25 protein-coding genes are annotated in these 25,282 nt (G+C 69.3%); 16 read left to right on the top strand and 9 right to left on the bottom strand.

Features of this window, described 5'->3' with window-relative positions; translation table 11 throughout:
- Positions 1–131 precede the first annotated feature (131 nt).
- The 3 genes from ACFWX1_RS32955 (at position 132) to ACFWX1_RS32945 (ending at position 2,832) form a co-directional block, all read left to right on the top strand.
- Positions 132–1,040 carry a dihydrodipicolinate synthase family protein gene (locus ACFWX1_RS32955; RefSeq protein WP_378393659.1) on the top strand — a complete coding sequence of 303 codons (909 nt, stop codon included), beginning with the start codon at positions 132–134 and terminating at the stop codon, positions 1,038–1,040.
- Positions 1,041–1,569: 529 nt separating this feature from the next.
- Positions 1,570–2,625: a fatty acid desaturase family protein gene (locus ACFWX1_RS32950; RefSeq protein ID WP_378393658.1), complete on the top strand. Its 1,056-nt coding sequence runs from the start codon at positions 1,570–1,572 to the stop codon at positions 2,623–2,625.
- A 9-nt stretch (positions 2,626–2,634) separates the two neighbouring features.
- Entirely contained in the window at positions 2,635–2,832 is a 198-nt protein-coding gene (locus tag ACFWX1_RS32945; RefSeq protein WP_378393657.1) for an RGCVC family protein, read from the top strand.
- 3 nt (positions 2,833–2,835) lie between these two features.
- Here ACFWX1_RS32945 and ACFWX1_RS32940 read toward each other — a convergent pair whose 3' ends face one another.
- Entirely contained in the window at positions 2,836–3,912 is a 1,077-nt protein-coding gene (locus ACFWX1_RS32940; RefSeq protein WP_378393656.1) for an RNA polymerase subunit sigma-70, read from the bottom strand.
- 230 nt (positions 3,913–4,142) lie between these two features.
- On the opposite strand from ACFWX1_RS32940, the gene lysA reads away from it, so the two are divergent.
- On the top strand, positions 4,143–5,486 hold the full coding sequence (gene lysA / locus ACFWX1_RS32935) for a diaminopimelate decarboxylase (protein ID WP_378393655.1): 1,344 nt from the start codon (positions 4,143–4,145) through the stop codon (positions 5,484–5,486).
- A gap of 3 nt (positions 5,487–5,489) precedes the next feature.
- Here the strand turns inward: lysA and ACFWX1_RS32930 are convergent, their stop codons facing one another.
- Genes ACFWX1_RS32930 through ACFWX1_RS32920 form a run of 3 tightly spaced genes read right to left on the bottom strand, consistent with a single transcriptional unit; the run spans position 5,490 to position 6,732 of the window.
- Positions 5,490–6,113: a hypothetical protein gene (locus ACFWX1_RS32930; protein WP_378393654.1), complete on the bottom strand. Its 624-nt coding sequence runs from the start codon at positions 6,111–6,113 to the stop codon at positions 5,490–5,492.
- Positions 6,114–6,121: 8 nt separating this feature from the next.
- Entirely contained in the window at positions 6,122–6,562 is a 441-nt protein-coding gene (locus ACFWX1_RS32925) for a hypothetical protein (protein WP_378393653.1), read from the bottom strand.
- Between the two features lie 14 nt (positions 6,563–6,576).
- The gene (locus ACFWX1_RS32920; RefSeq protein ID WP_378393652.1) at positions 6,577–6,732 is read right to left on the bottom strand and encodes a hypothetical protein; all 156 of its coding nucleotides are present in this window, start codon (positions 6,730–6,732) and stop codon (positions 6,577–6,579) included.
- 205 nt (positions 6,733–6,937) lie between these two features.
- Between ACFWX1_RS32920 and ACFWX1_RS32915 the strand changes: the two genes are divergently transcribed.
- Positions 6,938–7,435 (top strand): Lrp/AsnC family transcriptional regulator, encoded by a 498-nt coding sequence (locus tag ACFWX1_RS32915; RefSeq protein ID WP_378393651.1) that lies wholly within the window; start codon positions 6,938–6,940, stop codon positions 7,433–7,435.
- A 166-nt stretch (positions 7,436–7,601) separates the two neighbouring features.
- Here ACFWX1_RS32915 and ACFWX1_RS32910 read toward each other — a convergent pair whose 3' ends face one another.
- Together ACFWX1_RS32910 and ACFWX1_RS32905 are read right to left on the bottom strand one after the other, a co-directional pair.
- Positions 7,602–9,893, bottom strand: coding sequence for a UvrD-helicase domain-containing protein (locus ACFWX1_RS32910; RefSeq protein ID WP_378393650.1), 2,292 nt, complete (start codon positions 9,891–9,893; stop codon positions 7,602–7,604).
- A 158-nt stretch (positions 9,894–10,051) separates the two neighbouring features.
- Positions 10,052–11,881, bottom strand: coding sequence for a LamG-like jellyroll fold domain-containing protein (locus ACFWX1_RS32905; RefSeq protein WP_378393649.1), 1,830 nt, complete (start codon positions 11,879–11,881; stop codon positions 10,052–10,054).
- 412 nt (positions 11,882–12,293) lie between these two features.
- Here ACFWX1_RS32905 and ACFWX1_RS32900 point away from each other — a divergent pair, with 412 nt between their 5' ends.
- Entirely contained in the window at positions 12,294–12,869 is a 576-nt protein-coding gene (locus ACFWX1_RS32900) for a superoxide dismutase (protein WP_378393648.1), read from the top strand.
- 9 nt (positions 12,870–12,878) lie between these two features.
- Here the strand turns inward: ACFWX1_RS32900 and ACFWX1_RS32895 are convergent, their stop codons facing one another.
- The 3 genes from ACFWX1_RS32895 to ACFWX1_RS32885 all read right to left on the bottom strand — a co-directional run bounded on the left by ACFWX1_RS32895 (position 12,879) and on the right by ACFWX1_RS32885 (position 16,004).
- On the bottom strand, positions 12,879–13,280 hold the full coding sequence (locus tag ACFWX1_RS32895) for a TIGR03667 family PPOX class F420-dependent oxidoreductase (protein ID WP_378393647.1): 402 nt from the start codon (positions 13,278–13,280) through the stop codon (positions 12,879–12,881).
- An 87-nt stretch (positions 13,281–13,367) separates the two neighbouring features.
- Entirely contained in the window at positions 13,368–15,164 is a 1,797-nt protein-coding gene (locus ACFWX1_RS32890) for a DUF2339 domain-containing protein (RefSeq protein WP_378393646.1), read from the bottom strand.
- A gap of 57 nt (positions 15,165–15,221) precedes the next feature.
- A complete protein-coding gene (locus ACFWX1_RS32885; RefSeq protein WP_378393645.1) occupies positions 15,222–16,004 on the bottom strand; it encodes a hypothetical protein in 783 nt (260 codons plus the stop codon).
- Positions 16,005–16,127: 123 nt separating this feature from the next.
- On the opposite strand from ACFWX1_RS32885, the gene ACFWX1_RS32880 reads away from it, so the two are divergent.
- The 10 genes from ACFWX1_RS32880 to phoU all read left to right on the top strand — a co-directional run bounded on the left by ACFWX1_RS32880 (position 16,128) and on the right by phoU (position 25,007).
- Positions 16,128–16,583, top strand: a complete 456-nt coding sequence (locus ACFWX1_RS32880; protein ID WP_378393644.1) for an Lrp/AsnC family transcriptional regulator — start codon at positions 16,128–16,130, stop codon at positions 16,581–16,583.
- An 87-nt stretch (positions 16,584–16,670) separates the two neighbouring features.
- The gene (locus ACFWX1_RS32875; RefSeq protein WP_378393643.1) at positions 16,671–17,336 is read left to right on the top strand and encodes a response regulator; all 666 of its coding nucleotides are present in this window, start codon (positions 16,671–16,673) and stop codon (positions 17,334–17,336) included.
- Positions 17,337–17,341: 5 nt separating this feature from the next.
- A complete protein-coding gene (locus ACFWX1_RS32870; protein WP_378393642.1) occupies positions 17,342–17,785 on the top strand; it encodes a hypothetical protein in 444 nt (147 codons plus the stop codon).
- A complete protein-coding gene (dusB, locus tag ACFWX1_RS32865; protein ID WP_378393641.1) occupies positions 17,773–18,918 on the top strand; it encodes a tRNA dihydrouridine synthase DusB in 1,146 nt (381 codons plus the stop codon). Before ACFWX1_RS32870 ends, dusB begins: the two co-directional genes overlap by 13 nt.
- Before the next feature lie 326 nt (positions 18,919–19,244).
- Positions 19,245–19,499, top strand: a complete 255-nt coding sequence (locus ACFWX1_RS32860; protein WP_378393640.1) for a hypothetical protein — start codon at positions 19,245–19,247, stop codon at positions 19,497–19,499.
- A gap of 80 nt (positions 19,500–19,579) precedes the next feature.
- A complete protein-coding gene (locus ACFWX1_RS32855; protein WP_378393639.1) occupies positions 19,580–20,413 on the top strand; it encodes an alpha/beta fold hydrolase in 834 nt (277 codons plus the stop codon).
- 86 nt (positions 20,414–20,499) lie between these two features.
- A complete protein-coding gene (gene idi, locus ACFWX1_RS32850) occupies positions 20,500–21,123 on the top strand; it encodes an isopentenyl-diphosphate Delta-isomerase (RefSeq protein ID WP_378393638.1) in 624 nt (207 codons plus the stop codon).
- Between the two features lie 93 nt (positions 21,124–21,216).
- Positions 21,217–21,933, top strand: a complete 717-nt coding sequence (locus ACFWX1_RS32845; protein ID WP_378393637.1) for a GGDEF domain-containing protein — start codon at positions 21,217–21,219, stop codon at positions 21,931–21,933.
- A 924-nt stretch (positions 21,934–22,857) separates the two neighbouring features.
- Positions 22,858–24,258, top strand: coding sequence for an LCP family protein (locus ACFWX1_RS32840; protein ID WP_378393663.1), 1,401 nt, complete (start codon positions 22,858–22,860; stop codon positions 24,256–24,258).
- Positions 24,259–24,341: 83 nt separating this feature from the next.
- Entirely contained in the window at positions 24,342–25,007 is a 666-nt protein-coding gene (phoU, locus tag ACFWX1_RS32835; RefSeq protein ID WP_378393636.1) for a phosphate signaling complex protein PhoU, read from the top strand.
- Positions 25,008–25,282: the final 275 nt, after the last annotated feature.

Below are 25,282 nucleotides of genomic sequence, written 5' to 3'. Positions count from 1 at the left end.
GTGGGGGCCTCCTTGAGGGACCCAGAGTCACTCGGGGAGGCCCCCACGGATCTTTCCGGCATGCACCCGCTTCGTGTTAATGTCGTATCGTATATCAGATCTGACCTGTCAGGCCTGTCAGAGGGAGCGCGATGACGTTCGGGGCACAGCGACGGCGGCTGTCCGGGGTGGTGGCCATCCCGGTCACCCCCTTCGACGCGGACGGCGGCGTCGACGCGCGCACGTACGGCCTGCTCGTCGAGCGGCTTGTCGACGGCGGCATCGAGGCGATCACGCCGAACGGGAACACCGGCGAGTTCTACGCGCTCGACGAGCGGGAAACGCGGCTGTGCCTGGACACCACGGTGAAGGTCGTCGCGGGACGAGCGAGCGTGGTGGCGGGGGTGGGCCACGACGTCGCGTCGGCGACGCGGGCGGCCCGGCACGCACGTGACGCCGGCGCGGACATGATCATGATCCACCAGCCCGTCCACCCGTACGTCTCGGACGCGGGCTGGGTCGAGTACCACCGCGCGATCGCCGACGCCGTCCCGGAACTCGGCGTCGTCCTGTATGTCCGTAACGCGGCGATCACCGGCGCTCAGCTGGCGACGCTCGGCGAGGCGGCACCGAACGTCATCGGGGTGAAGTACGCGGTGCCCGATCCGGTGCGGTTCGCCTCGGTGGCACGGGACGCCGGATTCACACGGTTCACCTGGATCGCCGGGCTGGCCGAGCTTTCCGCGCCGGGCTACTTCGCGGTCGGCGCGACCGGGTTCACCTCGGGTCTGGTCAACGTCGACCCGGCGACGTCGTCGGAGATGTTCCGCGCGCTCGCGAACGGCGACTACCCGGCCGCGATGGCGGTCTGGCAGCAGCTCCGTCCGTTCGAGGAAATGCGTGCCGCGCACGGGAACGCCAACAACGTCAGCGTGGTCAAGGAGGCACTCGCCCAGCTCGGCCTGTGCCGCCCCGATGTCCGGCCGCCGAGCCGGGCGCTCGCCGACGAGGAACGCTCCCGAGTCGGCGAGCTGCTCTCAGCCTGGGGCCTGGCGGGCTGAACCTCACACTCGAGTCGTTCAGCGACAGACGGCCTTTCGTCCTTTGTGGACTTACTCCGCGATGAAGGTGCTCGACCAGGCCGGGTTGCCCGTCTCGCCACTGAGACAGGCAACCCGGTCGACAGGTACATCAAGAACGTCGTCCACCGTCCGCGAACCCGAGGTGGGCGCTGCCTCGCGAGGAACAGCGAAGCGGCGGCTCCTTGGCCAGCCTGACCAAGATGGGCCCTGCGTGGCGGATGGCCGATGCCGGTTGGTGCTCCTGTCCTCCGGCCGGACAACACGACCGGCCGGGCACCGAGGGTGAACCTGGCAGGCCGCCGATTCACGTTTCGTCCTCGATGTCTCGGACTGTACACCTCATCGTGTCCCGATGGGTGGTTTGCACAAGCCCCATCGGGGTGGGACCCTGGAGGCAGACCACGGAGCTACCGTGGCGTCCGGAGGCTCAGCGCCTTTCTCCGCCGGGACCTCCGGCGGTCGGGAATCCTTGCTGGACAAGGCCTTTCGTACGTACCCAAAGCGGTGCATGATCTTGTCGACGACCCCAGCACTCGACCCGGGGGCGCCGTCGCCCGGCACCGGGTCCGATTTCGCCGAACTTTCCAGGCTGGTGAAGCACGCCGGCCTGATGGACCGAAGAAGGCGTTACTACGCTTGGAAAATCGGTCTCAACCTGATCGCCTTCGCGGGCGGCTGGGTGGCCTTCGCGTTCCTCGGGAACTCGTGGTGGCAACTTTTTCTCGCCGCGTTCTTCGCGATGATGTTCACCCAGCTTTCGTTCATCGGCCACGACGCCGGGCACAAGCAGATCTTCCGCGGCCGCCGTGCCAACGACGCGACCGGCATGGTCCACGGCAGCCTCGTCGGGCTCAGCTACGGCTGGTGGATCGGCACGCACAACCGGCACCACGCCAACCCCAACCACGAGGACGAGGACCCGGACGTCAACATCGCCGCGCTGGCGTTCACCCGCGCGCAAGGCAGCGAGAGACGCGGTTTTCTGCGCTGGGTGGCGAAATACCAGGCCGTCCTGTTCTTCCCGCTGCTGTTGCTCGAAGGGCTCAACCTGCACGTGTCGAGCGTCGTGGCGGTGTGGCGACGCGACGTCAAGCGGCACAAGCTCGAAGCGGCGCTCCTGCTCGGCCACCTCGCCGCGTATCTGACCGCGGTGTTCGTCGTGTTGTCACCGGGAACCGGGTTCGTGTTCATCGCGGTGCACCAATGCCTTTGGGGCCTGTACATGGGCTGCTCGTTCGCACCCAACCACAAGGGCATGCCGACGCTGTCCGCCGGGCACCGGCTCGACTTCCTGCGCAAGCAGGTGCTCACCTCACGCGACATCCGGGGCGGTCCGGTGGTCGACTTCGCGCTGGGCGGACTGAACTACCAGATCGAACACCATCTCTTTCCCAGTATGGCCCGGCCGAACCTGCGCCACGCGCAGGTGATCGTGCGGGAGTTCTGCGCGCGGCACGGGATCGACTACGCCCAGTGCGGCTGGCTGCGTTCCTACGGTTTCGTGCTGCGGCACCTGCATTCCGTCGGCGCGCCACTACGCACACCGACCCATGTCAGATCATGAGGAGCACACATGCCCCCGAACGCCAATGGCAGTCGTGAGCACACCATGAACACTCGCCCCTCCATTGAGGACGGTTGTCCGAGCTGTCCGCATCCGGAGAGCACTCACGACGCCACCGCGAAACGGTTCTGCAGGGCGACAGCCGCGAGCGGTCTCGCTCGCGGCTGCATATGCCGCACGGAATCCGTTACCGGGCAACCGGGCTGAGGTTCACCCCACCCGCTCGGCGTCGGCGGGCAACGTCATCGGCAGGCCGAAGGACGGGAAGACGCCGGGGACGAAGTTGACGACCTCGGCGACCTTCCCGTCCATAATGGACAGAACGTCCAACGCGAAGGCGTGGAACTCCCGGCCTTCCGACGGCCACCGGATGTAGCTCGCGACGGCGTGCTGCCCGTTCGCCGAGGTGAGCCGCATGGCGAAGTCGAGCGCGTCGGGGCCCCGCAGCGCGGGCGCCCATCCCTCCAGCACCTCGGCGAGTCCGCCGTACCAGGCCGGGTCCGGTCCCATCCAGCCGCCGGCGCCCGCCTGGTGGCTGCACCGGACGTCGTCACGCAGCAACTCGGCGAGCGCGTCCTCGTCGCACTCCACCACCGCGGTCATGTAGCGCCGCACGATGGCTCGCTCGTCGGCGCTCGCCGCGGTGGCCGGACGCCACTCCGCGCGACGCGCGGGCAGGTGCTCCTTCAGCTCGGTGCGCCCCCGCTGCAGCGCGGAGTTGACCGACGCGGGAGTCGTCTCCAGCAGCGACGCGGCCTCCTTGGCCGACCAGCCGAGCACGTCACGCAGGATCAGCACCGCACGCGTCCGCACGGGCAGGTGCTGGATGGCGGCGAGGAACGCCAGTTCGATCGTCTCGCGCGCGACCGCGACCGCGTCCGGTTCCCCGTCCTTGTCGGCCACCGACTCCAGCAGGTGATCCGGGTAGGGCTGCAACCACGGGACGGCGACGGCGGGCCGCGGCGCGAGGTCGGAATCCTCGGCGACGGGCAGGTCGAGCGTCGGCAGCTTGCGGGTGGTCGCGTCGAGGAAATCGAGGCACGCGTTGGTGGCGATCCGGTACAGCCAGGCCCGGAAGCTCGCCTTGGCCTGGTACGTCTCGCGCCTGCGCCACGCCCGCAGGAACGTCTCCTGCACCTGGTCCTCGGCCTCGTCGTAGGAACCCAGCATCCGGTAGCAGTGCACCTGGAGTTCCCGCCGGTGCCGCTCGACCAGGCCGCTGAACGCCGCCTCGTCCCCGGCCTTCGCCGCCGCCGCGACCGCGGCGTCCGTGTCGTTCTCGATCATGGAGATCCCTCCGCCCAGCTGTGTGTTCACCATGCCCGGTGTGACGGTGAACGGCAGGAAAACTCAGCACTGCGCAGGTCAGCGGGGGTGTGGCGGAAGTTACTCGCACGTTAAGGACGCGTCAGCGACTGGCTTCGGAGTGTCAGGAGGGTGTCGACGGCGGCGGCATCGCGGGGGATCACGGCGTTGGCTGAACACGTGTCCGATACGACCCACGCACGGAGGTAACCGTGACGCTCAGCGAGCTCCTGCCCAGCCTCGGCTGCGAGGCCGCCGACCACCTCGAACCGGGTCTTTGGCCACGGAGCACCCGTCTCGGTGAGAACGGCGAGCTGCTCTTCGCCGGTGCACCGGTGAGCCACCTGGCCGCCAAGTTCGGTACCCCGGCGTTCCTGATCGACGAGGCCCAGATCCGTGCCACCGCGCGGGCCTACCGCCGCGCGCTGCCCGAGGCCGAAGTCGCCTACGCGAGCAAGGCGCTGTGCATCCGCTCGGTACTGCGCTGGGTCGCCGAGGAGGGGCTCTCGCTCGACACCTGCTCGGCCGGTGAGATCGCCGCGGCCCGGTCGATCGGCTTCCCCGCCGAGCGCATCCTGTTGCACGGCAACGCGAAGACCCCGGAAGACCTCAAGGCCGCGCTGGCCTACGGCGTCCGCCGCATCGTCGTCGACTCGCTCGACGAGATCGAGGCGCTCGGCGCGCTCGCCCACGGTGCCCAGCAGGTCATGATCCGCGTGACACCCGGCGTTTCGGGCGACACCCACGCGAAGATCACCACCGGCACCGAGGGCCAGAAGTTCGGTTTCTCGCTGCGCGAGGATGTCCACGACAACGTCGACCGCGCGGTCGCGGCGGTACTGGCCCAGCCCGGCCTGCGGCTCGTCGGCCTGCACTGCCACATCGGCTCGCAAGTGTCCCGTGTGGACAGGTACGAAGAGGCCGCGCGGAAGATGGTCGACGTGCTGGTGCGCATCCGCGACACCCACGGCGTCACGCTGCGAGAACTGGACCTCGGCGGCGGTCACGCCGTCCCGTACCTCACCGGCGACCCCGACTTCGACCTCCAGGGCTACGCGCGCCGCCTGCGGATCGCGCTCGGCTACGAATGCTCGCGCCACGACTTTCCCTTGCCCCGCTTGACGATCGAGCCCGGACGAGCGATCGTCGGCCCGGCCGGGATCACGGTGTACCGGGTGTGCGCGGTCAAACGCGGCAGCCGGACGTTCGTCGCCGTCGACGGCGGTATGAGCGACAACGCGCGTCCTGCCTTGTACGGCGCCAAATACACCGCTCGGCTCGTCGGCAGGCACACCCGCGCCGCGCGGCAGCCGGTGACCGTCGTGGGGCGGCACTGCGAATCGGGCGACATCCTCGCCGACGACGTCTGCCTGCCCGCCGACGTCCGGCCCGGTGACCTGCTGGCCGTGCCGTGCACCGGTGCTTATCACCACTCGCTGGCGTCGAACTACAACCTCATCGGCCGCCCGCCCGTCGTCGGCGTCCGCGACGGCATGGCCACGCTGCTCGTCCGGCGGGAAACCGAGGAGGACCTGCTGCGCCGCGACGTCGGCTGAGCCCTAGCGGAGCGCCGTTTCGATCCGGGCGGCCAGGTCCAGTACCGCGCCCGCGCCGAGCGTCCATCCCGTGGACCGCGCGCGGTGCAGGGTGCGCACGAGCAGGGCCGCTCCCTTGGCGAACGGTTCGAGGGCCAGTAGCCGCTCCACTTTCCAGCTGTGGTGGGGATCCGGCCCGGCGAAGGTGGGTGTCAACGCGGCGGCCGCTTGCAGTAGCGCGGGATCCGCGTTCAGCATGTCGGCGGTCACGGCGTCGCCCTCGAACGAACCGCCCGACAGCGCGACCCGGGTAGGCAGCGGAACGTTCAGTGGAACGGCGTAGAGCAGCGTGCCCAGTCCCAGGCTGCGGCGGATCGCCGAGCCCCCGCTCATGATCGCGGTGCGGAGTTCGAACGGGCGCGGTGCCTGAGCGTCGACGTACACGAAACAGTGCGTCGGCGCCGGCATCCCGCTGAACCGCTCGCGCGGCGGCAGCAGGCTCCCGGCGGGAACTCCGGTGCTGTCGGCCGGAAGCGTCATGGCCGGCGGCGGCCCGGCGAGGCCGAGTTCACTGCCGAGCACACGGGCGATGTCGGCGGTCACGTTCCCCGGCTCACCGCGCCTGCCGGTCCAAACGGCTGCGGGCATGGCGGTCCTCAGGCGATTCCGGCGGCTTCATGCTGGACACGCGCCGCTTCGTCCGGCTGTCCCGAGGCGGCCAGCAGCTCGCCGAGCCGCCGCAACGCGGCCTGCCGTTCGGCCTGGAACCGTCCCGGCCGCACGCGGGTGAGCTCGCGCCACTGGTCCGCCGCGGACCTGGCGTGCGTCAGCGCCTCCTCGGCACGGCCCTGGGTGACCAGCTGATCGCGGCTCTGGTCGTGCCACTGCGCCTGTCGCAGCAGCGCCTGCGAACGGTCCTCGACCGGTGCCGGCGCGGCGGCCTCGGCCCTCGCGACCTTTCGCTTGCGGACCGCGACGCTGAGCGCGCTCACCCCGGCGAGCAGCGCGCCCACGACCACCGCGGACACCAGCGCGTGCGGCAGATCGCTGCTCGCGCCGTAGGGGACGGCCAGATGCGTGACTGTGGAAGTAATCATGCCGAGGACGCTAATCACGGCAGATGAGATTTCGATGACGCGCCGATGATCGCCTGGGCGGCCTCGATGACATCGCCGTCGCGCGGGACCAGGCCCTTGCCCGCGTGACATCTCGGAAAGGCCTGTCCCGCACCGGCGGCGCAGGGCACGCCGCCGTCCGCCCGGCTCATGGGGCCTCCTGGTCACGGGGTGTGAAGCAGCCCCGGACCGTAACGGGCGGCCGGACTACAGCGAAAGATGTCCGACGAGGGTACACAGAACGCACACCGCGACACGCGCGCGGATAACGTGACGATAAGGTCTCCCGCTTTGTCGGTGCGACTGGATACGCTGCGCGCTTAAGAAAACACATGCCGAAACAAAGGGAGGGACGGCATGGGTGAAGAAGTACGCACGCGGAACGACGATCAGCGCACCCAGCGAGGACTGGACAGTACCGACCGCACGTTGATCTCACTGCTCCAGCACGACGGACGCGCCTCGTTCACCGCGCTCGCCAAGGCGGTGGGCCTGTCCGAGGGCGCGGTTCGCCAGCGGGTGCAGCGGTTGCTGCGCGAGGACATGATGCAGATCGTCGCCATCACCTCGCCCGCCAACGTCGATCTCGACCGGCAGGCGATGGTCGGGATCACCGTCAGCGGCGATCCCCGCGACGTCGCGGACAGGCTTTCCTCGTTGCCCCACGTGCACTCCGTCGTGCTGTGCGCCGGCAGTTTCGACCTGCTGGCCGAGCTGACCTGCCGGGACGACGAACACCTGCTGCAGGTACTCGGCGCGGACATCCGCTCGATCCCGGAAGTGACCGGTACCGAACTGTTCGTGTACCTCAAGCGTGCCAAGCAGGATTACACCTGGGGTCACCTGACGAACTAGCCGAGTCGTCCATCCGGGTACGCGTGTCGTCCATCCAGGCAAGCGAACCGACTCTCCAGGTACGCGTGTCGTCCGGCTGAGTACGTGAGCCGACCGTCCGGTCCGGTACCGGTGCACCGGGATGTCCCCCGGCGCACCGGTACCGATCACCGGAACAGTGCCCCGGCTACAGAAACCGCCGATATCCGGCGGCCACCGGTTTCTTCTGCCGTGCCAAGCCGTTCAGCACCTCCGGCAGGGCACCGGTGTGCAACACGCCGAGCCGCTGCGTCGCCCGGGTGAGCGCGACATAGAGTTCGGCCGCGCCCCGTGGGCCTTCCGCGAGAATGCGGTCCGGCTCGACGACGAGGACGGCGTCGAACTCCAGCCCCTTGACCGCCGAAGGTGCCCGCACACCGGGAATGTCCGGCGGCCCGATCACCGCGAACGTGCCTTCGCCCGGTGTTTCCGCACGCACGAACTCCTCGATCGCGGCGGCGAGACCGTCCGCGCCGACCTGCCGCGCCCACGGCCGCGCCCCGGCTGCCCGCACCGATTCCGGCGGCCGCACGCCGGGCGCGAACTCAGCGAGCAGCGCCGCCGCGACCGCCATGATCTCCGACGGCGTGCGGTAGTTCACCGTCAGCGCGCGGTAGACCCACCGATCCGCGACATAGCGGGAAAGCATCGCGCCCCACGACGTCGCGCCCGCCGCAGACCGGCGCTGCGCCAGATCGCCGACGATCGTGAACGACCGGCTCGGACAGCGCCGCATCAGCACCCGCCAGTCCATTTCGGACAGTTCCTGCGCCTCGTCGACGACGACGTGCCCGTAGGTCCACTCCCGGTCCTCGACGGCGCGTTCGGCGAGATCGCGGGTGTCCCGTTCGATCTGCCGCTCGGCCAGCTCCGCCGCGTCGGTGAGGTCGGTGATGATGAGCCCGACCTCGTCGTCGATGATCTCGTCCCGCTCCATCGTCACCGCGTCCAGCACACCCTGCGCGTACTCCTCCGCGTGCCGCCGTTCCTGCGCGGCGACGGCTTCAGCCGCGGCACGATCCTCGCCGAGGAGTTCGATCGCCTCGTCGAGCAAGGGCACGTCGGACACCGTCCACGCCGCTCCTCGTGCGCGGAACAACGCCGGATCGCCGCCCGCCGCCGCGATCCGTTCGGCCGAACCCAGCAGATCCGCCAGCAGCCGACGTGGCGTCAGCACCGGCCACAGCCGGTCGAGCTCGGCCATCAGCCGGTCGTGCGCCTCGAGTTCGAGCCGGGTATGGGCGAGCAGGTCCTCCCGCACCGCGGCGAGTCCCCCTGTCTCCTGCGCGTCCCGCTCCAGTTCGCGCAGCATTTCGGCGGGGATCGACGCGAGGAGCGCCGGGTCGTCGGAGCCGAGCCAGCCCGCGCCGATCCGGTCCACCGCCCGCTCGGCCAGGTCCCGGAGCACCTGCTCACGGAACACCGCCCTGGCCTCGTTGTGCCGCAGCCCGCTCGCGCGTGCCTTCGCCCGCGCCGCCTCGGCGACCCCGGTGTCGAACTCGATGGTGATGTCGCTGAGCCCGATTTCGAGCGGCTCGGCGGGCAGTCCCTGCCGGTCCGCCACCGCGGCGGCGAGGACGTCGAGCATCTCCAGCGACCCCTTGAGCCGCTGAACCTCCGGATCGCTTTCCTCGGCGGTGATCCGCAGACCCGGCAGGAGACCGCCGGGCGTCGCGAAGACGACGTCGGTCTCACCGAGCGAGGGCAGTACCCGGCCGATGTAGTCCAGGAACCCCGAACTCGGCCCCACGACGAGGACACCGCGCCGGGACAGCCGCTCGCGCTTGGCATACAACAGATACGCGACGCGGTGCAGCGCGACGGCCGTCTTCCCGGTGCCCGGCCCGCCTTCGATCACCGTCACCCCCGCGTGGTCCAGCCGGATGACCTCGTCCTGCTCGGCCTGGATCGTCGCGACGATGTCCCGCATTCCCTCGCCGCGTGGCGCGGTGACCGCCGCCATCAGCGCCGCGTCACCCCGCCCGGTGCCCTCGCCGGCGGCCCCGAGCATCTCCTCGGTGAAATCGAGGATTTTCCTGCCCCGCGTGCGGAACTGCCGTCGCGACGCCATTCCATCCGGCGACACCGGCGTCGCGCAGTAGAATGCTTTCGAGGCGGGCGCACGCCAATCCATGAGCAGTGGTTCGTAGTCGTTTTCCTCGTCGAACAGCCCGATCCGCCCGATGTAGCTCCGTTCGCCCGAAAGGGCGTCCAAGCGGCCGAAGCACAACCCGTTGTCGGCGATGTTCAGCCTGCCGAGTTCACGGGCGTGGACGGCGGTGAAGCCGTCCCGTTCGGCAAGGGAGGAAGCACCTTGTGCCTTGACCGCGTCACCGAACCTGGCAGCCGCCCGTGCCCGCTCGGCGTCGAGCCGTCCGTAGAGAAAATCGACGTAGGCTCGCTCGGCCCGCAATTCCTCGTCATACCCCTGACTTGACAAGTTCCCCTCACAACCGCTATAGTGAATGCATCGGTCGGCGAAGTGCGTAGATTCCTTTCGCGAGGTGAGCACACGCCGACTTTTCATTGTCCACACCTTGTCAAGTGCCGCACACAAAGAAGGCGCCCCGCCGCCCGGAGCGCCTTCTCTTTTCGTGCTCAGTCCAGCAGGAATTCCCGCACTCGCAGCGGCCGGTCCACCACCCGGACCTCACCGAGCAGGCCGTAGAAGCTCTGCCCGACCACCCCGTCGTAGGCGGAGGCGCCGACAAGCCAGCTGCCGCCCGGGTTCGCGATACCGATCGCGGGCGTCTCGGGATTACGCAACACCGCGCAGCCGTCGACGTACACCGTGGTCCGGCGGCCGTCGTTGACCACCGCGACATGCCACCACTTCGCCAGCGGCAGCTCGTGCCCCCAGTTCGTCGAGATCGCGTTCTGGTTCAGCGGGAAGGCCGCCCACTGGAACGCGGCACCGTCCGAAAGGGACAGTGTGGCCGCCGGCTCCTTCGGATCGTCACCGGTCTTACCCGCCTGCCCGCCCGAACCCACTCGGCCGAAGAGCCCGCTCCACGCGTGATCGCCGTTCCGGAAGTCCTCGGGCAGCCATACGAACGCCTCGATCGTGTAGCCGCGCTCGAAGGTCGCGGTGTTCATCGGCGCGGTACCGACCGTGCGCAGGTAGGCGCCGCGCCCCGGCTTCCGCCCGCCGTCGAACCGCAGACTCGCCCGTGACGGCTGCCGTGGCGAGAACCGGGCGGAGTACGTCAACGCGGCCGCGCCGCTGCCCGGCACGGTCGCCCTGACCAGGTCGTTGCCGTGGCCCGACAGGTCACGCACCGGCGTGCCCTCTGGCACCGGCTGCCCGTCCCGGCCGCCCTCGAACCGCCAGTACGCGACGGTCCCCGGCACGAGCTCCTGACGCGGCGGGCGGACCGGCGGCACCGGCACCGGGGCAAACCCGGCGAAGCGCTCGGCGAAATCGATCTCCATGCTGAAGTAGTCGACCGCCCCGGTGCGCTCGACCTCGAGGCGCTCCAGTTCGGTGAGCCGGTCGGCCCGGTCCGCCAGCCACGGCGAGAACGTGCGGACGTCGATCACGCCGCGCGCGAGGTCGAACTGGTACAGCCGGATCATCGCGCTGCCGCCGTAGTAACGATCCTGGTAGTTGGTGAGGTGCAAGTGCACGTCGTGCCCGGCGGCGTTCTTCTTGACCGTGCGCCCCGGCGGCCAGTAGTGCCCGTTGAGGCTGAGGAAGATCTGGTCATTGCCGGAGATCAGCTCGTCCCACACCCGCTGCCCGAACTCCGACAGGTGCGCGGCGCCACTCCCGTCGGAGTCCACCAGTTCGTGGATCGTCAGGATCGCCGGGGTGTGCGGGTGCTGTTTCAGCACGTCCCGCGCCCAGGCCAGGCCGCCTGCCGACGGCCGCCAGTCCAGCGCGAGCAGCAGCCACTCCCGCCCGGCGGCGCGGAACACGTGACAGCTGTTGTAACCGTCCTTTGTGGACCCGCGATACACCGGCGAGCGGCGGAACCGCTGCGGCCCGAAGGCGTCGAGGTACGGCGTGCGGCCGCGCTGATCGTCGGTCGAGGAGTCGACGTCGTGATTGCCCGCCAAGGTGCTGTACGGGAACCGGCGACGATCGAGGATCTCGAAGGCCCGGCTGATCTTCGCGAACTCGCCCGGTTGACCGTGCTCGGTGAGGTCCCCGAGATGCGCCAGGAAGACAACGTTGTCATCCGTGTCGAGTACCCAGCGAAGTGCTGCTTCGACCGGCGCGGCGTCGCCGCGGTCGGTGTCGAACAGGTACTGCGTGTCGGGCATGACGGCCACCGTGAAGCGGAGGCTCTCCGCGTCACGGCGGCCGGATCGCGGAGCGGCGTCGGCGGCCGGGGCGCCGAGAACGCTGGGCAGCGAGGAAACCGCGGCGCCCGCGCCGAGCACCCCGGCGCCGCGCAGGAAGGTCCGGCGGGAGGAATCTGTCACCAGCGGAAAGGTACGGACCACGCGCGGTCGAGCGCCATCCATCCCGGCAACGGCGGCCGAACTCCGGGTGAACAGCGATACGGTCCGACGCTGCGGTGGCGCGCACGAAACGTTGCTGCTCATCGACACACTCCTCGGACAGAGCCGGCACGGCAGCCTCTCCGAAGACAGCGGGGTCCGGGACGCGCGCTGGGTGTGCACCATTCGAACAAGGCTCGGGAAGCGCGCGGCCCAGGCATGTCTCCAACGCGTCGTTGGGGACGTTGAACGTCTCGTACGCGTCGTTCGGGACGTCACTGGCCCGAAACGCGTGGTACGGATCCCGGTAAAGACCGTACTTGCTTCGGAAAAGCATCATCCGATCGAGTGAGGACCATGGTGCGACCTGCGGGTGATGGCTAAAGAGAGGGGCATGCGATTCCTCCCCGTTGCCCTTTCCGCCGTATTGCTGACCGCCGCGGCAGGCGTCGCCGGCGCCTCCGACGCCGTCCCGGCGAAAGGTGGCCATGGCCATCACTTCCGGGCACACGGCACCTTCGCCCCCTACACCCCCGACGCGACCGCCGTGACCTACGATCCCAAGCTCGTTCCCGTCGGCGCGAAGGCCACCGTCTACGGGTTCACCAGGTCGAGCACGAAGACCGCGCTGGTGGTCAAGGGCCTGGTGCCCAACCGCGAATACGGCTCGCACGCGCATTCCAAGCCCTGTGGTGCGGCCCCCGCCGACTCCGGACCGCACCACCAGCACATCCCGGACCCGGTGCAGCCCTCGGTCGACCCGAAGTACGCCAACCCGGACAACGAGATCTGGCTCGACTTCACCACCGACGAGGACGGCACCGCCTACGTCATGTCCACAGTGGACTGGGGCTTCACGGGTGACAAACGCGCCCACTCGGTCATCATCCACGAAACCCACACCCACACCGAACCGGGCAAGGCCGGTACCGCCGGTGCGCGGCTGGCGTGCCTGAACGTCGGCTTCTAGAACCCTTTCCTAGAACCCCCACGACCGCTCGGGCACGATCCGGATCCGCACCGAATACGACGCGTCGAACGCGGCGGCGTTCTCGAAGCCGATCCTGGCGTACGTCGGCTCGTACTTGTCGAGGTAGCCGGGCGCCTCGGACGCCTTGGCCTCGTCCACCTCGGCTCGGCCGTTGACGACGAGGATGCCGCCGCCACCGCTGTCACTGTTGAGGTGGAAGCTCACCTCCGGGTTGGCCGCGATATGCCGCAGCTTCGCCGTGTCCGGCTGGCTGAACACCAGGATGTCGTCGCCGTCGAGAACGAACCACACCGGGCGCGGTGCGGGCCGCCCCTTCGGCGTCACCGTGGTCAGCCAGCCGATCGGCTCACCCGAGCGCTCGGCCAGCCGTGGGTCGGGTTGGTAGGTCATTGCCGGTACCCCCTGGTCTCGGTGTCTTCCAGAGCCAACCACAGACCACCGACACTTTCTTCCCAACGGCGAAGTTTCCCCGGCGTCTCACGACTCCCGGACGACGCGGGCGTACCGCACCCCGGCCGCCAGCAACGCCAGGCCCGCACCGAGGAACGCCGCCACCCTGGCCATCCCGTCCAGCGCCGCGAGGTCGAACAGCACCAGCTTCAGCACCGCGGCGCCGACCAGCACCAGCCCGATCACCCGCAACGCGACGACGTTGATCCCGCGCACCAGCAGGACGAGCGCGGCCACCGTCCACGACACCGTGACCAGCACGTGGCCGGTCAGGAACCCGGTGCGGCCGGGCAGCGCCAGCAGCGTCGCGCCCAGCACCACCCCGGCGGCACCGTAGAGCGCGACGGCTCCGGCGAGCAGCCACGGCGGCAGGTTCGCGGCGGGCGCGCGGAGCACTTCGAGACGAAAGGCTGTCCAGGGCAAGAGAATCGAGACCGCGAGGAGCAGCACCGCCACGACGAGCGCGCCGACGAGTTCGCCGGTCGTCCGGGCGCGGAACAGCACGAGCACCGCGGGCGAGTAGTCGTGGACTATCCCGATCAGGCCGCCGACAGCGGCGAAGCCGACCGACGCGGCCATCGCGAACCGGTTGCGGCTCCAGCGCGCGAGAAGGGCGAGCAACAAGGCCTCACCGAGCAGCACGGCGGCGCGTGCCGTCCCGTCGAACTGCGTCATCGTCGCCTGCATGAGCGCGAGCAACCCGGCCATGCCCGCGAGATCACCGGTGTACCCCGGCCACCAGCGGCGTGCGGCCCAGATTCCCAGCAACGCCAAGGCGATTCCGCCCGACACGACGACCGCTTCGGTCTTCGGCAGCAGCAGCGCCGCGATCAGCGCCGGAGCCGCCGACGTCGCGAGCATGGCCAGCGCACCCGGGTCGTTTTCCTTGCGTTGCAACACGATCAGCGCCAGCACAAGGCCGGCCGCCGCGACGCCGAGCGCGGCACCGGTGTTCGCCCACGAGCCCGGCGAGCCGATCAGCGCCGTGCTCACCACCGAGGCGATGATCGGCGGGAACGCGGCGGACATGGTCAGCGACGGCCACTCGCGCCGCAGCTGCACCGGCGCCGTCGAAACCTGGACCACCAGCAGGAACAACACCAGTTCCGGGGTGAACCCGCGGGTGATCATCGGCGCGCACACCGCGCAGCCGAGCACGACGGCCGTCGCCAGCAGCGCCGAATTCCACCGCACGGCAACCAGAATCCCGCCGACCGTGACGAGCAGCCCGAGTGCGAGCCCGGCGATCGACGGCAGGAAGTCGTACAGCACCGTGGCCGCGATGGCATCGAGGTAGAGCGTCGCGATCCCGGTGCCGACGAGCGCGAACGCCCCGGTGCGGCCGACCGGCTTGCGGTGCAGCCACAGCCCGGTCCCGACGAGGGCGAGGCCGAACGCGCCACCGGCGAGCACGCGCGGCAGCGGCCCGAGCCAGCCGCGCTGGACGGCCAGCACGAGCAGCAGCACGATGCCGAGCAGGGTCACCGCGCCGCCGACCCACGCGACGATCTTGCTGCCCGCGCCCTGTTTGCCGAGCGTCTCCATGAACGTCGGCCGGGCCACGGGCCGGTACGCGGGCTGCGGCGGCATCGGAGGCGGCGGTGTGGGCTGCGGCGGCCAGTACATCGGGGGCGGCGGCATCGGAGGCGGCGTCGCCGCCACCGGCGGCGGGACGGGCGCCTGTTGCGGAGCGGGCTCTAGCGGCGGCTCTGCCGTTTGGGTGACCTGGAAGGCCCGTAGTTCGGCACCGACCGCTGCCAGCCGGCGCCCCAGGTCGTCGATCTCCCCGGCGAGGCCGAGGATTCTGTCGCGATCGGTGGTCATGCGGCAAGGATGGTTCGCGAACGGTGTCCGCGGATCCGTAGCACTACTCAATCGGCCTCACGCTGCCATAACGGACGCACGCCGGGCGGTCGCCAGCCTCGGCAGGAGCGTCCCGGCGACGGCCACGACCAGCCCCGCGAGGCCGAAGGCGAGTGCGACCGGCAGCCAGGTCAAGGTGCCGAGCAGGCACAGGAAGAACAGGACGGTCGCGGGCACCCCGGCCAGCACCCCGCGTGTCAGCTGGATCGGGCCCGCGGCGCCGTCGAGCCGGTGGGTGAACGCGGTCAGCACGCACGCGAGCGCGGGAAAGGTGGCCAGCACCCCGGCCGGTCCGGCGCCGACCTTCGCCGCCGTCCAGCTCAGCGTGCCCACCAGGACCGCGCTGATGACGACCCGCGCCGCGAGTTCCCAGGCCGGTCCCGCGGGCGGCGCGGTCACCACCCTTGCCCGGCGTTGCGCGAGGAACACGCCGATGAGCGTCACCGCGGTGAAGGCCAGCGAGCACCACAGCGGAGGTGCCAGAAGCACGACGAGGCCACTCGTCGCGACAGTCGCGAACGCCGACGTCGACAAGCAGACGACCCAGCCGTGGCGCCGGGCCAGCAGCCCGTAAACGAGGCAGGAAACGAGCACGGCAGGCGTGCCGAGCAGGATGCCGCGCACCGCGACACGACCGGCTTCGGCTCCTTCGGTGCAGGCGAGGATCAGCACGAACGGGCCGGAGGTGAGCGGGAGCGCGGTGAGCTGGCCGCCGAGCAGATGGCCCCAGCGGCGCTGGGCCAGCGAGACGAGCAGGACGAGGGAGGGCGTGAGCAGGACCTTCAGCAGCAGAACTTCCACATGTCCCGATGCTGCTCGACCTCTCGCCGATTTTGTCTAGGAATTCACGGGATCTGCCACTGGTGCGCCGAGTTATTATCGGTGTTGTCGCCATAATGCCGAGATTTCCGCGAGAGGTCATCTGTGGACAGTATCGACCGCAAGCTCGTCGCCCTCCTGCTCGACGACGGCAGGCTGACCTATCAGGAGCTGGCCAAGGCGGTCCGCCTGTCGGCGAACACGACCGCCGACCGCGTCCGCAGACTGCACTCCTCCGGTGTCATCAGCGGTTACCACGCGGCACTCGACTACGCGGCGATCGGGCGGCCGCTGATCCTGATCAGCGACCTGCGGCTGCGCGAGGGCTACGACAACGCCGAGTTCCACCGGGGCCTGGCGACCATCCCGCAGGTCGTCGAGGCCTTCCGCACGACGGGCGAGTACGACTACCAGATCCGGCTCGCCTGCACCGGCACCGACGAGTTCGAGCGCGTGCTGGCCGCGTTGAAGGGGGAACACGGAGTACGGGAGGTGCGCAGCAGACTGATGCTGCACGACATTGCCCTGCCCGGCGCCCGTCTCCTGGAAGCCGGGGACTGACACCCCATGGCAAACCGGCTGTTGTTCGTTCGGCAGCCGAGTAACGTTGCCCCGGCCGGATCGGACACACGAGCCAGGAGGGGGCTAGTGGCCGAAACGATCAACTCGATTGCCAGTGTGCTGTGGCCGTTGCTGATCTTCGCGGCGCTCCTGGTGTTCCGGCGTCCTTTGCTGCGCATCGTGCGATCGGCCGAAAAGCGCGAGTGGACGCTCGAAATCGGCGGCCAGAAGCTGAGCATGAAGCAGGTGAACGACCAGCAGAACAAGGTGCTCGCCGATCTCCAGAAACAGGTCGCAGCGCTGAACAAGGCAATCGATGACACTGCCTCTGGCGAACCGGAAGCCGGCTCCGAGGATGCGGCAGTCCGGCCCGGCAAGCCCTATTCGGTGCTCTGGGTGGACGACTTCCCGGAGAACAACGCACTGATCATCGAGCAGTTGCAGGACCGCGGTGTCCGGGTCGATCTGGCGCACACCACCACCGAAGGCCTCCGGCTGCTCGGACAGCGCGATTACGGCGCCGTCCTTTCCGACATGAGCCGCGACGAAGACGGCACCGAGGTGGTCGACGCCGGGCTGCGCCTGCTGAGAGCCGTGCGACAGTCCACTCCGGACATACCCTTCGTCATCTACTGCAACGCCGGGGCGAGCAGCAAGTACCGCGCGGAAGCGCTGGCCGAAGGCGCCACCGCGATCACGGCGTCGCCGACCGTGGTCACCGAACACCTGCGCGCACTCGGCCTTTTGGACTAGGAAACATGGAAACCGAGCCACACTTCGAAGACGTCGTGAACCCGACCGCCGCCGAGATCACCGCCTGGGCCTGCACGCCGGGCGCCGAAGAGCCCATGCAGGACTGGGACCTCGTCCTCTCCCACACCGACAAGGGGTTGCTGCTCGAACTGGCCGCCGACCCGTCGTGCCCGCAGCGCGAAACGATGCTGAGCTGTCTCTACATCTACGCGGGCGACGCCGTCCGCACGCAATACCGCGCCCACCCCGAGCACGAGCTGCTCACGATGCTGGATCAGGCGGCCGGATACGCCGAGCCGTGGACCAGGACGTGGGCCACGCGCACCCGCGCGCTGATGGCGGCTCCGGAAACCTTCGACTACGACGCGTGGTGCGGGGAGGGCCTGGCCCGGTCACCGGTCGACCCACCTGCGGGTGACGGACATCACCAGCGACAATGGAGGGCGTGACCGCGACCCTGAGCAAGCCCGCGCTGAAGATCGGCCCCTACGAGGTCGATCCGCCGGTCGTGCTCGCCCCGATGGCCGGGATCACCAACGTCGCCTTCCGGCAGCTGTGCCAGGAGTACGGCGCAGGCATCTACGTCTGCGAGATGATCACCGCCCGCGCGGTCGTCGAACGACACCCCGGCACCATGCACATGATGACCTTCGGGGCCGGCGAACACCCCAGGTCCATGCAGCTCTACGGCGTCGACCCGAAGACCATGCGCGAGGCCGTCAAGATCATCACCGGCGAGGGCCTCGCCGACCACATCGACAGCAACTTCGGCTGCCCGGTCGCGAAGGTGACCCGCAAGGGCGGCGGCGCGGCGCTGCCGTTCAAGCGGAAGCTGTTCGCCGACATCGTCCGTGAATCCGCGAAGGCGGCCGACGAAGCGGGCGTGCCGTTCACCGTGAAGTTCCGGGTCGGCATCGACGACGACCACCTCACCTACCTCGACGCGGGCCGGATCGCCGAGGCCGAGGGCGCCGCCGCGGTCAGCCTGCACGCCCGCACCGCCGCCCAGCGCTACTCCGGGCAGGCCGACTGGTCGAAGATCGCCGCGCTCAAGGAGGCCGTCACCAGCATCCCGGTGCTCGGCAACGGCGACATCTTCAGCGCGGACGACGCGCTGCGCATGGTCGCCGAGACCGGCTGCGACGGCGTCGTCGTCGGACGTGGCTGTCTCGGCAGGCCGTGGCTGTTCGGCGAACTCGAAGCCGCTTTCGCGGGCCGCCCGGCGCCCACGCCGCCCAACCTCGGCGAGGTCGCCAAGGTACTGCGCAGGCACACCGAACTGCTCGTCGAGCACGACGGGCACGACAAGGCCATGCGCGACATCCGCAAGCACATGGCCTGGTACCTGATGGGCTTCCCAGTCGGCTCCGAACTGCGCCGCGGCTTCGCCATGGTCTCGAGCATGGAGCGGCTCGACGAGCTGATCGCCCAGCTCGACCACGACGCGCCGTTCCCGACGGCGGCGACGGGCCCGCGCGGCCGCCAGGGTTCGCCGGGCAAGGTCACCCTGCCGCACGGCTGGCTCGACGACCCGGACGACGACTGCGTCCCCGAAGCCGAAGACATGCACTCCGGCGGTTAATACCTCGGCGAAAATGGGCGCGTGAAACCCGGTTCGCCATTTCGCCGTCGCAGAGCTCACGACAGCGAAGATCACGACAGGCGAATGTGATATGCATCACAAATAGTAGTGAACACTCCGATTTCCCGAATTCGCCACGCCGGTGGATCTCGCACAATACCCCTGGTCAAGGCTGCCGAAGCGACACTAAGTCCCGATGATCCGGAAGTCCGCAGAAAAAGCACCCGGCTTCCACAAGAATGCTTAGCAGTAGCAAGAAACGACCCTTTTGTGATGACCGTTAAGGTGGCTGGCGCAAGCTTTTGCACGAAGCGCACTATGTTCCCATGACACGTCCAGAGCGCACCGGCGCGGACGAGGTCGGCGCGCTCCCCACGGATCCTCCCGGGTGGCGTTTCGCCTTCACGGTGTTTTCCGGTCGCTGTGTCCCTTTGTGGATCACCCTCTGGTTGTCGCTGGTTCTCGGCGGGCTTGTCGCACTCGGCTGCCTCGTCGGCCCCTGGGCGCCCGGCCTGCTCTCCGCCGCCGGTGGTGTCGCGGCGGGCGCTCGAGCTCTCGTCAAGGCGCGCTCCCGGAAATGAGGCGCGACAGCCCGGCGGTGGCGACGGCCGGGCAAGGAACCAGCCGTCCGGCGTTCACCGTCGCCACGTAGGTTCGAGGGGTGATCGAACACCTCAGCATCCCCACCGCTGCCGGCTCCTTCGACGCCATCGCCGCCGGGCCCGAGGACGGCCGTCCCGTCCTGCTGTTGCACGGATTCCCCGAGGCCGCCGTCGAATGGGAACACCAGGTCGCGACGCTGGGCGTGCTCGGCTATCGCGCGGTCGCGCCGGATCAGCGCGGCTACTCGCCGGACGTCCGGCCGGAGCGGCCGGCCGAGTACGGGATCGACGAGCTGGTCGGCGACGTCGTGACGATCGCGGATCAGCTCGGCTGGAACCGGTTCGACCTCGTGGGGCACGACTGGGGCGCCGCCGTCGCCTGGTGGGCCGCCGACGCGCACCCGGAGCGGCTGCGCAGTCTCACCGCCGTGTCGACGCCGCATCCGGCCGCGCTCGCGGAGGCCATGAAGACCGACGAGGACCAGCATCTGCGCTCGCGGTACATGACCGAGTGGCGGCAGACCCCGGTCACCGAGCGGCGCATGCTGGAGAACGACGCCCGCGCGCTGCGGGAGATCTTCGAACGCCGGGTGCCGCAGAGCAAGGTCGACGACTACGTGCGGCGGCTGTCCGAACCGGGCGCGCTCACCGCGGCGCTGAACTGGTACCGCGCCGGGCGTCCCGGCGGGAAGATCGGCAAGATCACCGTGCCCACGATGTACGTGTGGAGCACCGAGGACGTCTCCTTCGGCTCGACGGCCGCGTTCGACACCGCCAACTGGGTCAGCGGACCGTACCGGTTCGAGATGCTGGAGGACGTCACGCACTGGGTTCCGGAGGACGCCCCGGAGGCGTTGACGACCCTGCTCGTCGAACACCTCAAGGCCCGCTGACAGCTTCCACCCGAAGGGGCGAAATACGTCACGGACGACCCGTCCGGCCCTGGTTGTGGCGCGTGGCGCGGTGTTCAGTGTTCATCGTGGACACCACGACTCAGCACCAGTCCGAGGCACTCCCTACCGGCGAGGACGCATCGGCGGAGACCGAGCGCGTCGTCTTCGTCACCGAAGACGGCGTCCCGACCGGCGAAACCGGCCCGAAGCTCGCCAGCCACCACGAGCACACGCGGCTGCACCTGGCGTTCTCCTGCTACGTCCTGCGGCACTCCGACCAAGCGCTGCTGCTGACCCAGCGGGCGGCGACGAAGAAGGTGTGGCCGGGGGTCTGGACCAACAGCGTGTGCGGTCATCCCGCGCCGGGCGAACCGCTCGAGGACGCCGTCCGCAGGCGTGCGGAGTACGAGATCGGCCTGCCACTGCTTTCGGGGCTGCAGTGCGTACTGCCGTCGTACCGCTACCGCACACCGCCGTTCCAGGGCATCGTCGAGAACGAGTTCTGCCCGGTCTTCGTGGCGTGGACCGACCGGGATCCCGAGCCGAATCCCGAGGAGGTCGGCGGCTGGCGGTGGATCGCGTGGGCCGACTACGCACGGTTGCTACACGATCCTGAGGCTGACGTGAGTTACTGGGCGAAAGACCAGTTCGCGCAGCTCAGCGCCGTATCGCCGTTCTCGTCGTTCGAGATCGAGAACTCCACTGCGTGACATTACCGGACGGGTGTCGTCCACTTGAGCGATATTCACTTTCGCCCGTACTGATATCTCAAGAGCCGCCTCCTATACGTCGACAACCATGGGGTGGCGGAGGTGGGCGCGGTGGCCGAGGACGAGCTCCGGGGGTCACCGGAGCCGGGGGATCTGCTCAGCCTCCACGAGTCGATCGCCGGACTGCTCGCGACGCAGGGGGATTGGCGGCGGGCGTACCACCACCTCCGGTCGGCGCTGGACATCGCACGCGCCGGCAGCCTGCGCGACACCTTGACGTCGAGCTACAACCGCCGCTACCTCGACCAGTGGCTGGACGGCCTGCTCTCCGAACAGCACGGTATTTCCGCCCAGCACAGGCGGCCCGAAGTAGCGGTCGCGCTGATCGATCTCGACCTGTTCAAGAATGTGAACGATACTTACGGTCACCTCGTCGGTGACCGCGTTCTGCGCAGGGTCGCCGATCTCCTGCAGGAGGAGCTGCCGCCCGGCGGGTTCTGCGCCCGCTACGGCGGCGAGGAGTTCGCGCTCGTACTGCCGGGGGTCGACGCGCCGCGGGCCGTCCGCATCGCCGACGCCGCTCGCGCTCGTGTCGCCCATCATCCCTGGTCAGAGGTTCAGCCGGGGTTGCGCGTGACGGTCAGCATCGGCATCGCCCACGAGCCGGGAACGGCCCTCGCGAGGCCTGTTTCCCCCGAGCGTCAACTGCGCTGCGCGGACACGTTGCTGTACGCGGCGAAGCGCGCGGGACGCAATAAGGTCGCCTATCGCGACCACGAAACCACTCGGGTAATTACCCACTCAGAGTAACGTAAACCGGTCATTACCCCCGTTTACCTCTCCTCGCCTTCACCTGATCGCCCGCTGCTACCAGCCTTTTTACGACTGACGGTGAAGAAATTCCCGGGAGGGTGTCGTCACAACCGGCGGGTATCCGTACGATAACGAAAACCCGCTACGGGACATGTGACCACGGGACGTGTGAAAGGAGACCGGGTGCCCGACGAGCGCAACACCCCGGGGACCGGTCGCCGTTCGGAAGGCAGTCCCGCACGGGGCAGGGCAGGCAGGCGCCGGTCGATGGACACCTACGGCGGCATCAGCGTGTCCGACGTGGTCGCCCGGCACACCGGGGAGCGGCCGACCTTCCCGCCCGGAAGCCGTCCCGGGGACGACGCGCCCGCGCACCGCCCCGAAGCCGCCGAGCCGGAGCCGGAACCCCGCAGACGCCGCGCCGCACCGCCCCGTCCCGCCGTCACCCAGACGCCGCCCGCGCCCCGCGCGCCCCGTCCGGACCAGCCGCCCGCTCAGCCGGACGCCCCGCGTCCGCCGCGGCCGCCCCGCCCGCGACGTCCGACAGCCGCCGCGCCCGTCCCCGGTGCGCCGCCGGAACGCAGGCCACCCGCGAACGGTGCGACGCCTCAGCAAGCGCCTCCTCAGCCGCGCCGTGCCCGGCGCCCGGCGCCGCCCGCCGCGGGCAAGTCACCGGTGCCGCCCCCCGTGAACGGGAAGACCGCGGTGGTCCCGGCCCCCAACGGGAAGCAGCCATCCGCCCCGGCGCCGGTTCCGCCCGCTGCCAACGGCAAGGCCCCCGACACGGCGCCACCGCGCCCGCGCCGGCCCCGGCCCGCACCGGCGGACCAGCCGACGAGGATGACGAAGGCGGCCAAACCGGCCGCTGCCGCCGCGACTTCCGCCGCGGTTCCGCCGCGCGCGTCGCTGGATCCGCTGACGATGACCGACGAGATGGAGGCCATCGACGAGGCCACGCAGTACCGGCGCAAGATCGACCACACGCTCGCCCGGTTCTCCGCCGCACACGACGAACTGGAGGCCGAGGAAGCCAAGCGCCGGGAGCGCCGGGACCGGCTCACCGCCCGGCCGACCGCGTTGCTGGAGCAGACCCGCACCGCGCTGATGCGGGTGGTCGCGCCGTCGTCCCCGGCGGGCGAGCCGGAGGAAAAGCCGAGCCCGCAGGAAAAAGCGCCGCAGACCCGGCTGCAGGAGAAGAAGCAGCGGCACAACGAGCGAACGCTGAAGGCAGGCCGGATCGCCGCGATCATCGTCGCCCTGCTCGTCTTCCTCAGCACCGGTATCGCCTGGGGCGCGAAGACGTGGTTCGACGCGAAGTTCAATCAGGTCAGCGCGCTCGACGAGAACTCGGCGGACATCCAGAACGCGGCCGGGCAGACCGGCGACGAGAACTTCCTCCTCGTCGGGTCGGACAGCCGTGACGGTGCCTCCGCGGAGGAGAACGTCGGCGACGCGAGTTCGATCCCCGGCGCCCGCTCGGACACCGTGATGATCGCGCACATCCCCGCCGACCGTAAGCGCGTGGTCGTGGTCTCGTTCCCGCGCGATCTGGAGGTCTCGCAGCCGGAGTGCGCGAAGTGGGATCCGGCCACCAGCAAGTACAGCGAAGAGAAGTCGCCCGCGGTCAAGATCACGAAACTGAACACCGCGTACGGCGCGGGCGGCCCGCAGTGCGTGACGCGAGTGATCCAGCAGATCACCGGCATGCGGATCAACCACTTCGTCGGCATCGACTTCAACGGCTTCAAGGCCATGGTCGACGCCGTGCACGGGGTGAACGTGCACGTCGACAAGCCGATCGACGACACCACGCTGGGCATGGTCATCTCGCAGACCGGCGACATCGACATCTCCGGGGACCAGGCGCTGAGCTACGTGCGGGCGCGGCACGTCAAGGGCGACCCGACGTCCGACTACGGCCGGATGAAACGGCAGCAGACGTTCATCGCGTCGCTGCTGAAGAAAGTCATGTCCTCGGACGTCCTGCTCAACGCCGGGAAGCTGAGCGGCTTCATCAACGCGTTCGCGAAGGCCACCTTCGGGGAGAATCTGGGTATCGACCAGATGATGACGCTGGCGAAGTCGATGCGCGGGGTGGACCTGTCCAAGATCACCTTCATGACGGTGCCGACCACCGGGAACGCGAACTCTCGCGGCAACGAGGTGCTGGTGCAGAGCCAGACGAAGTCGTTGTTCCAGGCGCTGATCGACAACACTCCGCTGCCCGATCCCAACGCATCGGCACCGGCCGAAAGCAAGGACACCGGAACGTCCGGTACCACGCCGAAACCCGGCACGAAGAGGACGAGCAACTCGGGCTGAGCCGAGGGATTCGTTAGGCGTGGTTCACGTCGGGTTCACCCAGCGATGCGGTATTCGGCCAGTCTTGCCCGTAGGGTGTCCTCATGCGTGAGGCTTACCATGTCGAACTCGAACAGCTCGCCGATCACCTGGCCGGAATGTCACTGCAGGTGGCCGATGCCATGGAACGCGCGACGCGTGCGCTGCTGGAGGTCGACCTCGCACTCGCGGAGCAGGTGATCGGCGACGACGCCAAGGTCGACGACGCCCGCGCCGAATGCGAGGAACAGGCCTACGCGTTGCTCGCGTTGCAGGCCCCGGTGGCGACCGACCTGCGAACGGTGCTCGCGGCCATCCACGCGGCGGAAAGCCTGGAGCGCATGGGCGACCTCGCCCTGCACGTCGCCAAGGCCGCCCGCCGCCGCCACCCGGAACCGGTGCTCCCGGACGCCGTGCGCGACGACTTCGCCAAGATGGGCGAGCTCGACGTCAAACTGGCGCGGCGCGTGGAACAGATCATCAAGACCAAGGACGTCGCCGCCGCGAAGGACCTCGAGACCGAGGACGACGAGGTCGACGACATCCATCGCCACCTGTTCACTGTGCTGATGGACCGCGACTGGCCGCACGGCGTCGCCGCGGCGGTGGACGTGACGCTGCTCGGCCGCTTCTACGAGCGCTTCGCCGACCACGCGGTTTCCGTGGCTCGCCGGATGATCTTCGTGGTCACCGGCAAGATGCCCGGCTACGGCACCGACGACGACATCTGATCGGTCTTCCCCGGCGCGGCCCGTACCCCTTTTCGTTGGGGTACGGGCTTTTTCGTGTCCACTTGGTCCCCGTCGCCATCATGCTCCGCAGGTCCGTGAAGGCCTCCATACCGGCGCTCAGTGCTGTGAAGGAGGCCTTCACGGCATTCGGTGCGGTTGGGGGTGGGCGCGGCGGTCTTGGGTGTCGGGGGGGGTGGGGCGGGGGGGGTGGGGTGGGGGGGTTGGAGAGGGTGGGGCCGGGGGGGGGGGGGTGTGGGGGGGGGGGGGGGTTGGGA

This window comes from Amycolatopsis sp. NPDC059021 (assembly GCF_042739895.1).
In the GTDB taxonomy this organism is placed as follows: Bacteria; Actinomycetota; Actinomycetes; order Mycobacteriales; family Pseudonocardiaceae; genus Amycolatopsis.
This window is presented reverse-complemented; position numbering and strand designations above follow the sequence as displayed.

Excerpts from the sequence above, each read along its gene's own strand:
- ACFWX1_RS32955 (WP_378393659.1), top strand. The coding sequence starts at position 132 with ATGACGTTCGGGGCACAGCGACGGCGGCTGTCCGGGGTGGTGGCCATC.
- ACFWX1_RS32950 (WP_378393658.1), top strand. The coding sequence starts at position 1,570 with ATGATCTTGTCGACGACCCCAGCACTCGACCCGGGGGCGCCGTCGCCC.
- ACFWX1_RS32945 (WP_378393657.1), top strand. The coding sequence starts at position 2,635 with ATGCCCCCGAACGCCAATGGCAGTCGTGAGCACACCATGAACACTCGC.
- ACFWX1_RS32940 (WP_378393656.1), bottom strand. The coding sequence starts at position 3,912 with ATGATCGAGAACGACACGGACGCCGCGGTCGCGGCGGCGGCGAAGGCC.
- ACFWX1_RS32930 (WP_378393654.1), bottom strand. The coding sequence starts at position 6,113 with ATGCCCGCAGCCGTTTGGACCGGCAGGCGCGGTGAGCCGGGGAACGTG.
- ACFWX1_RS32925 (WP_378393653.1), bottom strand. The coding sequence starts at position 6,562 with ATGATTACTTCCACAGTCACGCATCTGGCCGTCCCCTACGGCGCGAGC.
- ACFWX1_RS32920 (WP_378393652.1), bottom strand. The coding sequence starts at position 6,732 with ATGAGCCGGGCGGACGGCGGCGTGCCCTGCGCCGCCGGTGCGGGACAG.
- ACFWX1_RS32915 (WP_378393651.1), top strand. The coding sequence starts at position 6,938 with ATGGGTGAAGAAGTACGCACGCGGAACGACGATCAGCGCACCCAGCGA.
- ACFWX1_RS32900 (WP_378393648.1), top strand. The coding sequence starts at position 12,294 with ATGCGATTCCTCCCCGTTGCCCTTTCCGCCGTATTGCTGACCGCCGCG.
- ACFWX1_RS32895 (WP_378393647.1), bottom strand. The coding sequence starts at position 13,280 with ATGACCTACCAACCCGACCCACGGCTGGCCGAGCGCTCGGGTGAGCCG.
- ACFWX1_RS32890 (WP_378393646.1), bottom strand. The coding sequence starts at position 15,164 with ATGACCACCGATCGCGACAGAATCCTCGGCCTCGCCGGGGAGATCGAC.
- ACFWX1_RS32870 (WP_378393642.1), top strand. The coding sequence starts at position 17,342 with ATGGAAACCGAGCCACACTTCGAAGACGTCGTGAACCCGACCGCCGCC.
- dusB (WP_378393641.1), top strand. The coding sequence starts at position 17,773 with ATGGAGGGCGTGACCGCGACCCTGAGCAAGCCCGCGCTGAAGATCGGC.
- ACFWX1_RS32860 (WP_378393640.1), top strand. The coding sequence starts at position 19,245 with ATGACACGTCCAGAGCGCACCGGCGCGGACGAGGTCGGCGCGCTCCCC.
- ACFWX1_RS32840 (WP_378393663.1), top strand. The coding sequence starts at position 22,858 with ATGACCGACGAGATGGAGGCCATCGACGAGGCCACGCAGTACCGGCGC.
- phoU (WP_378393636.1), top strand. The coding sequence starts at position 24,342 with ATGCGTGAGGCTTACCATGTCGAACTCGAACAGCTCGCCGATCACCTG.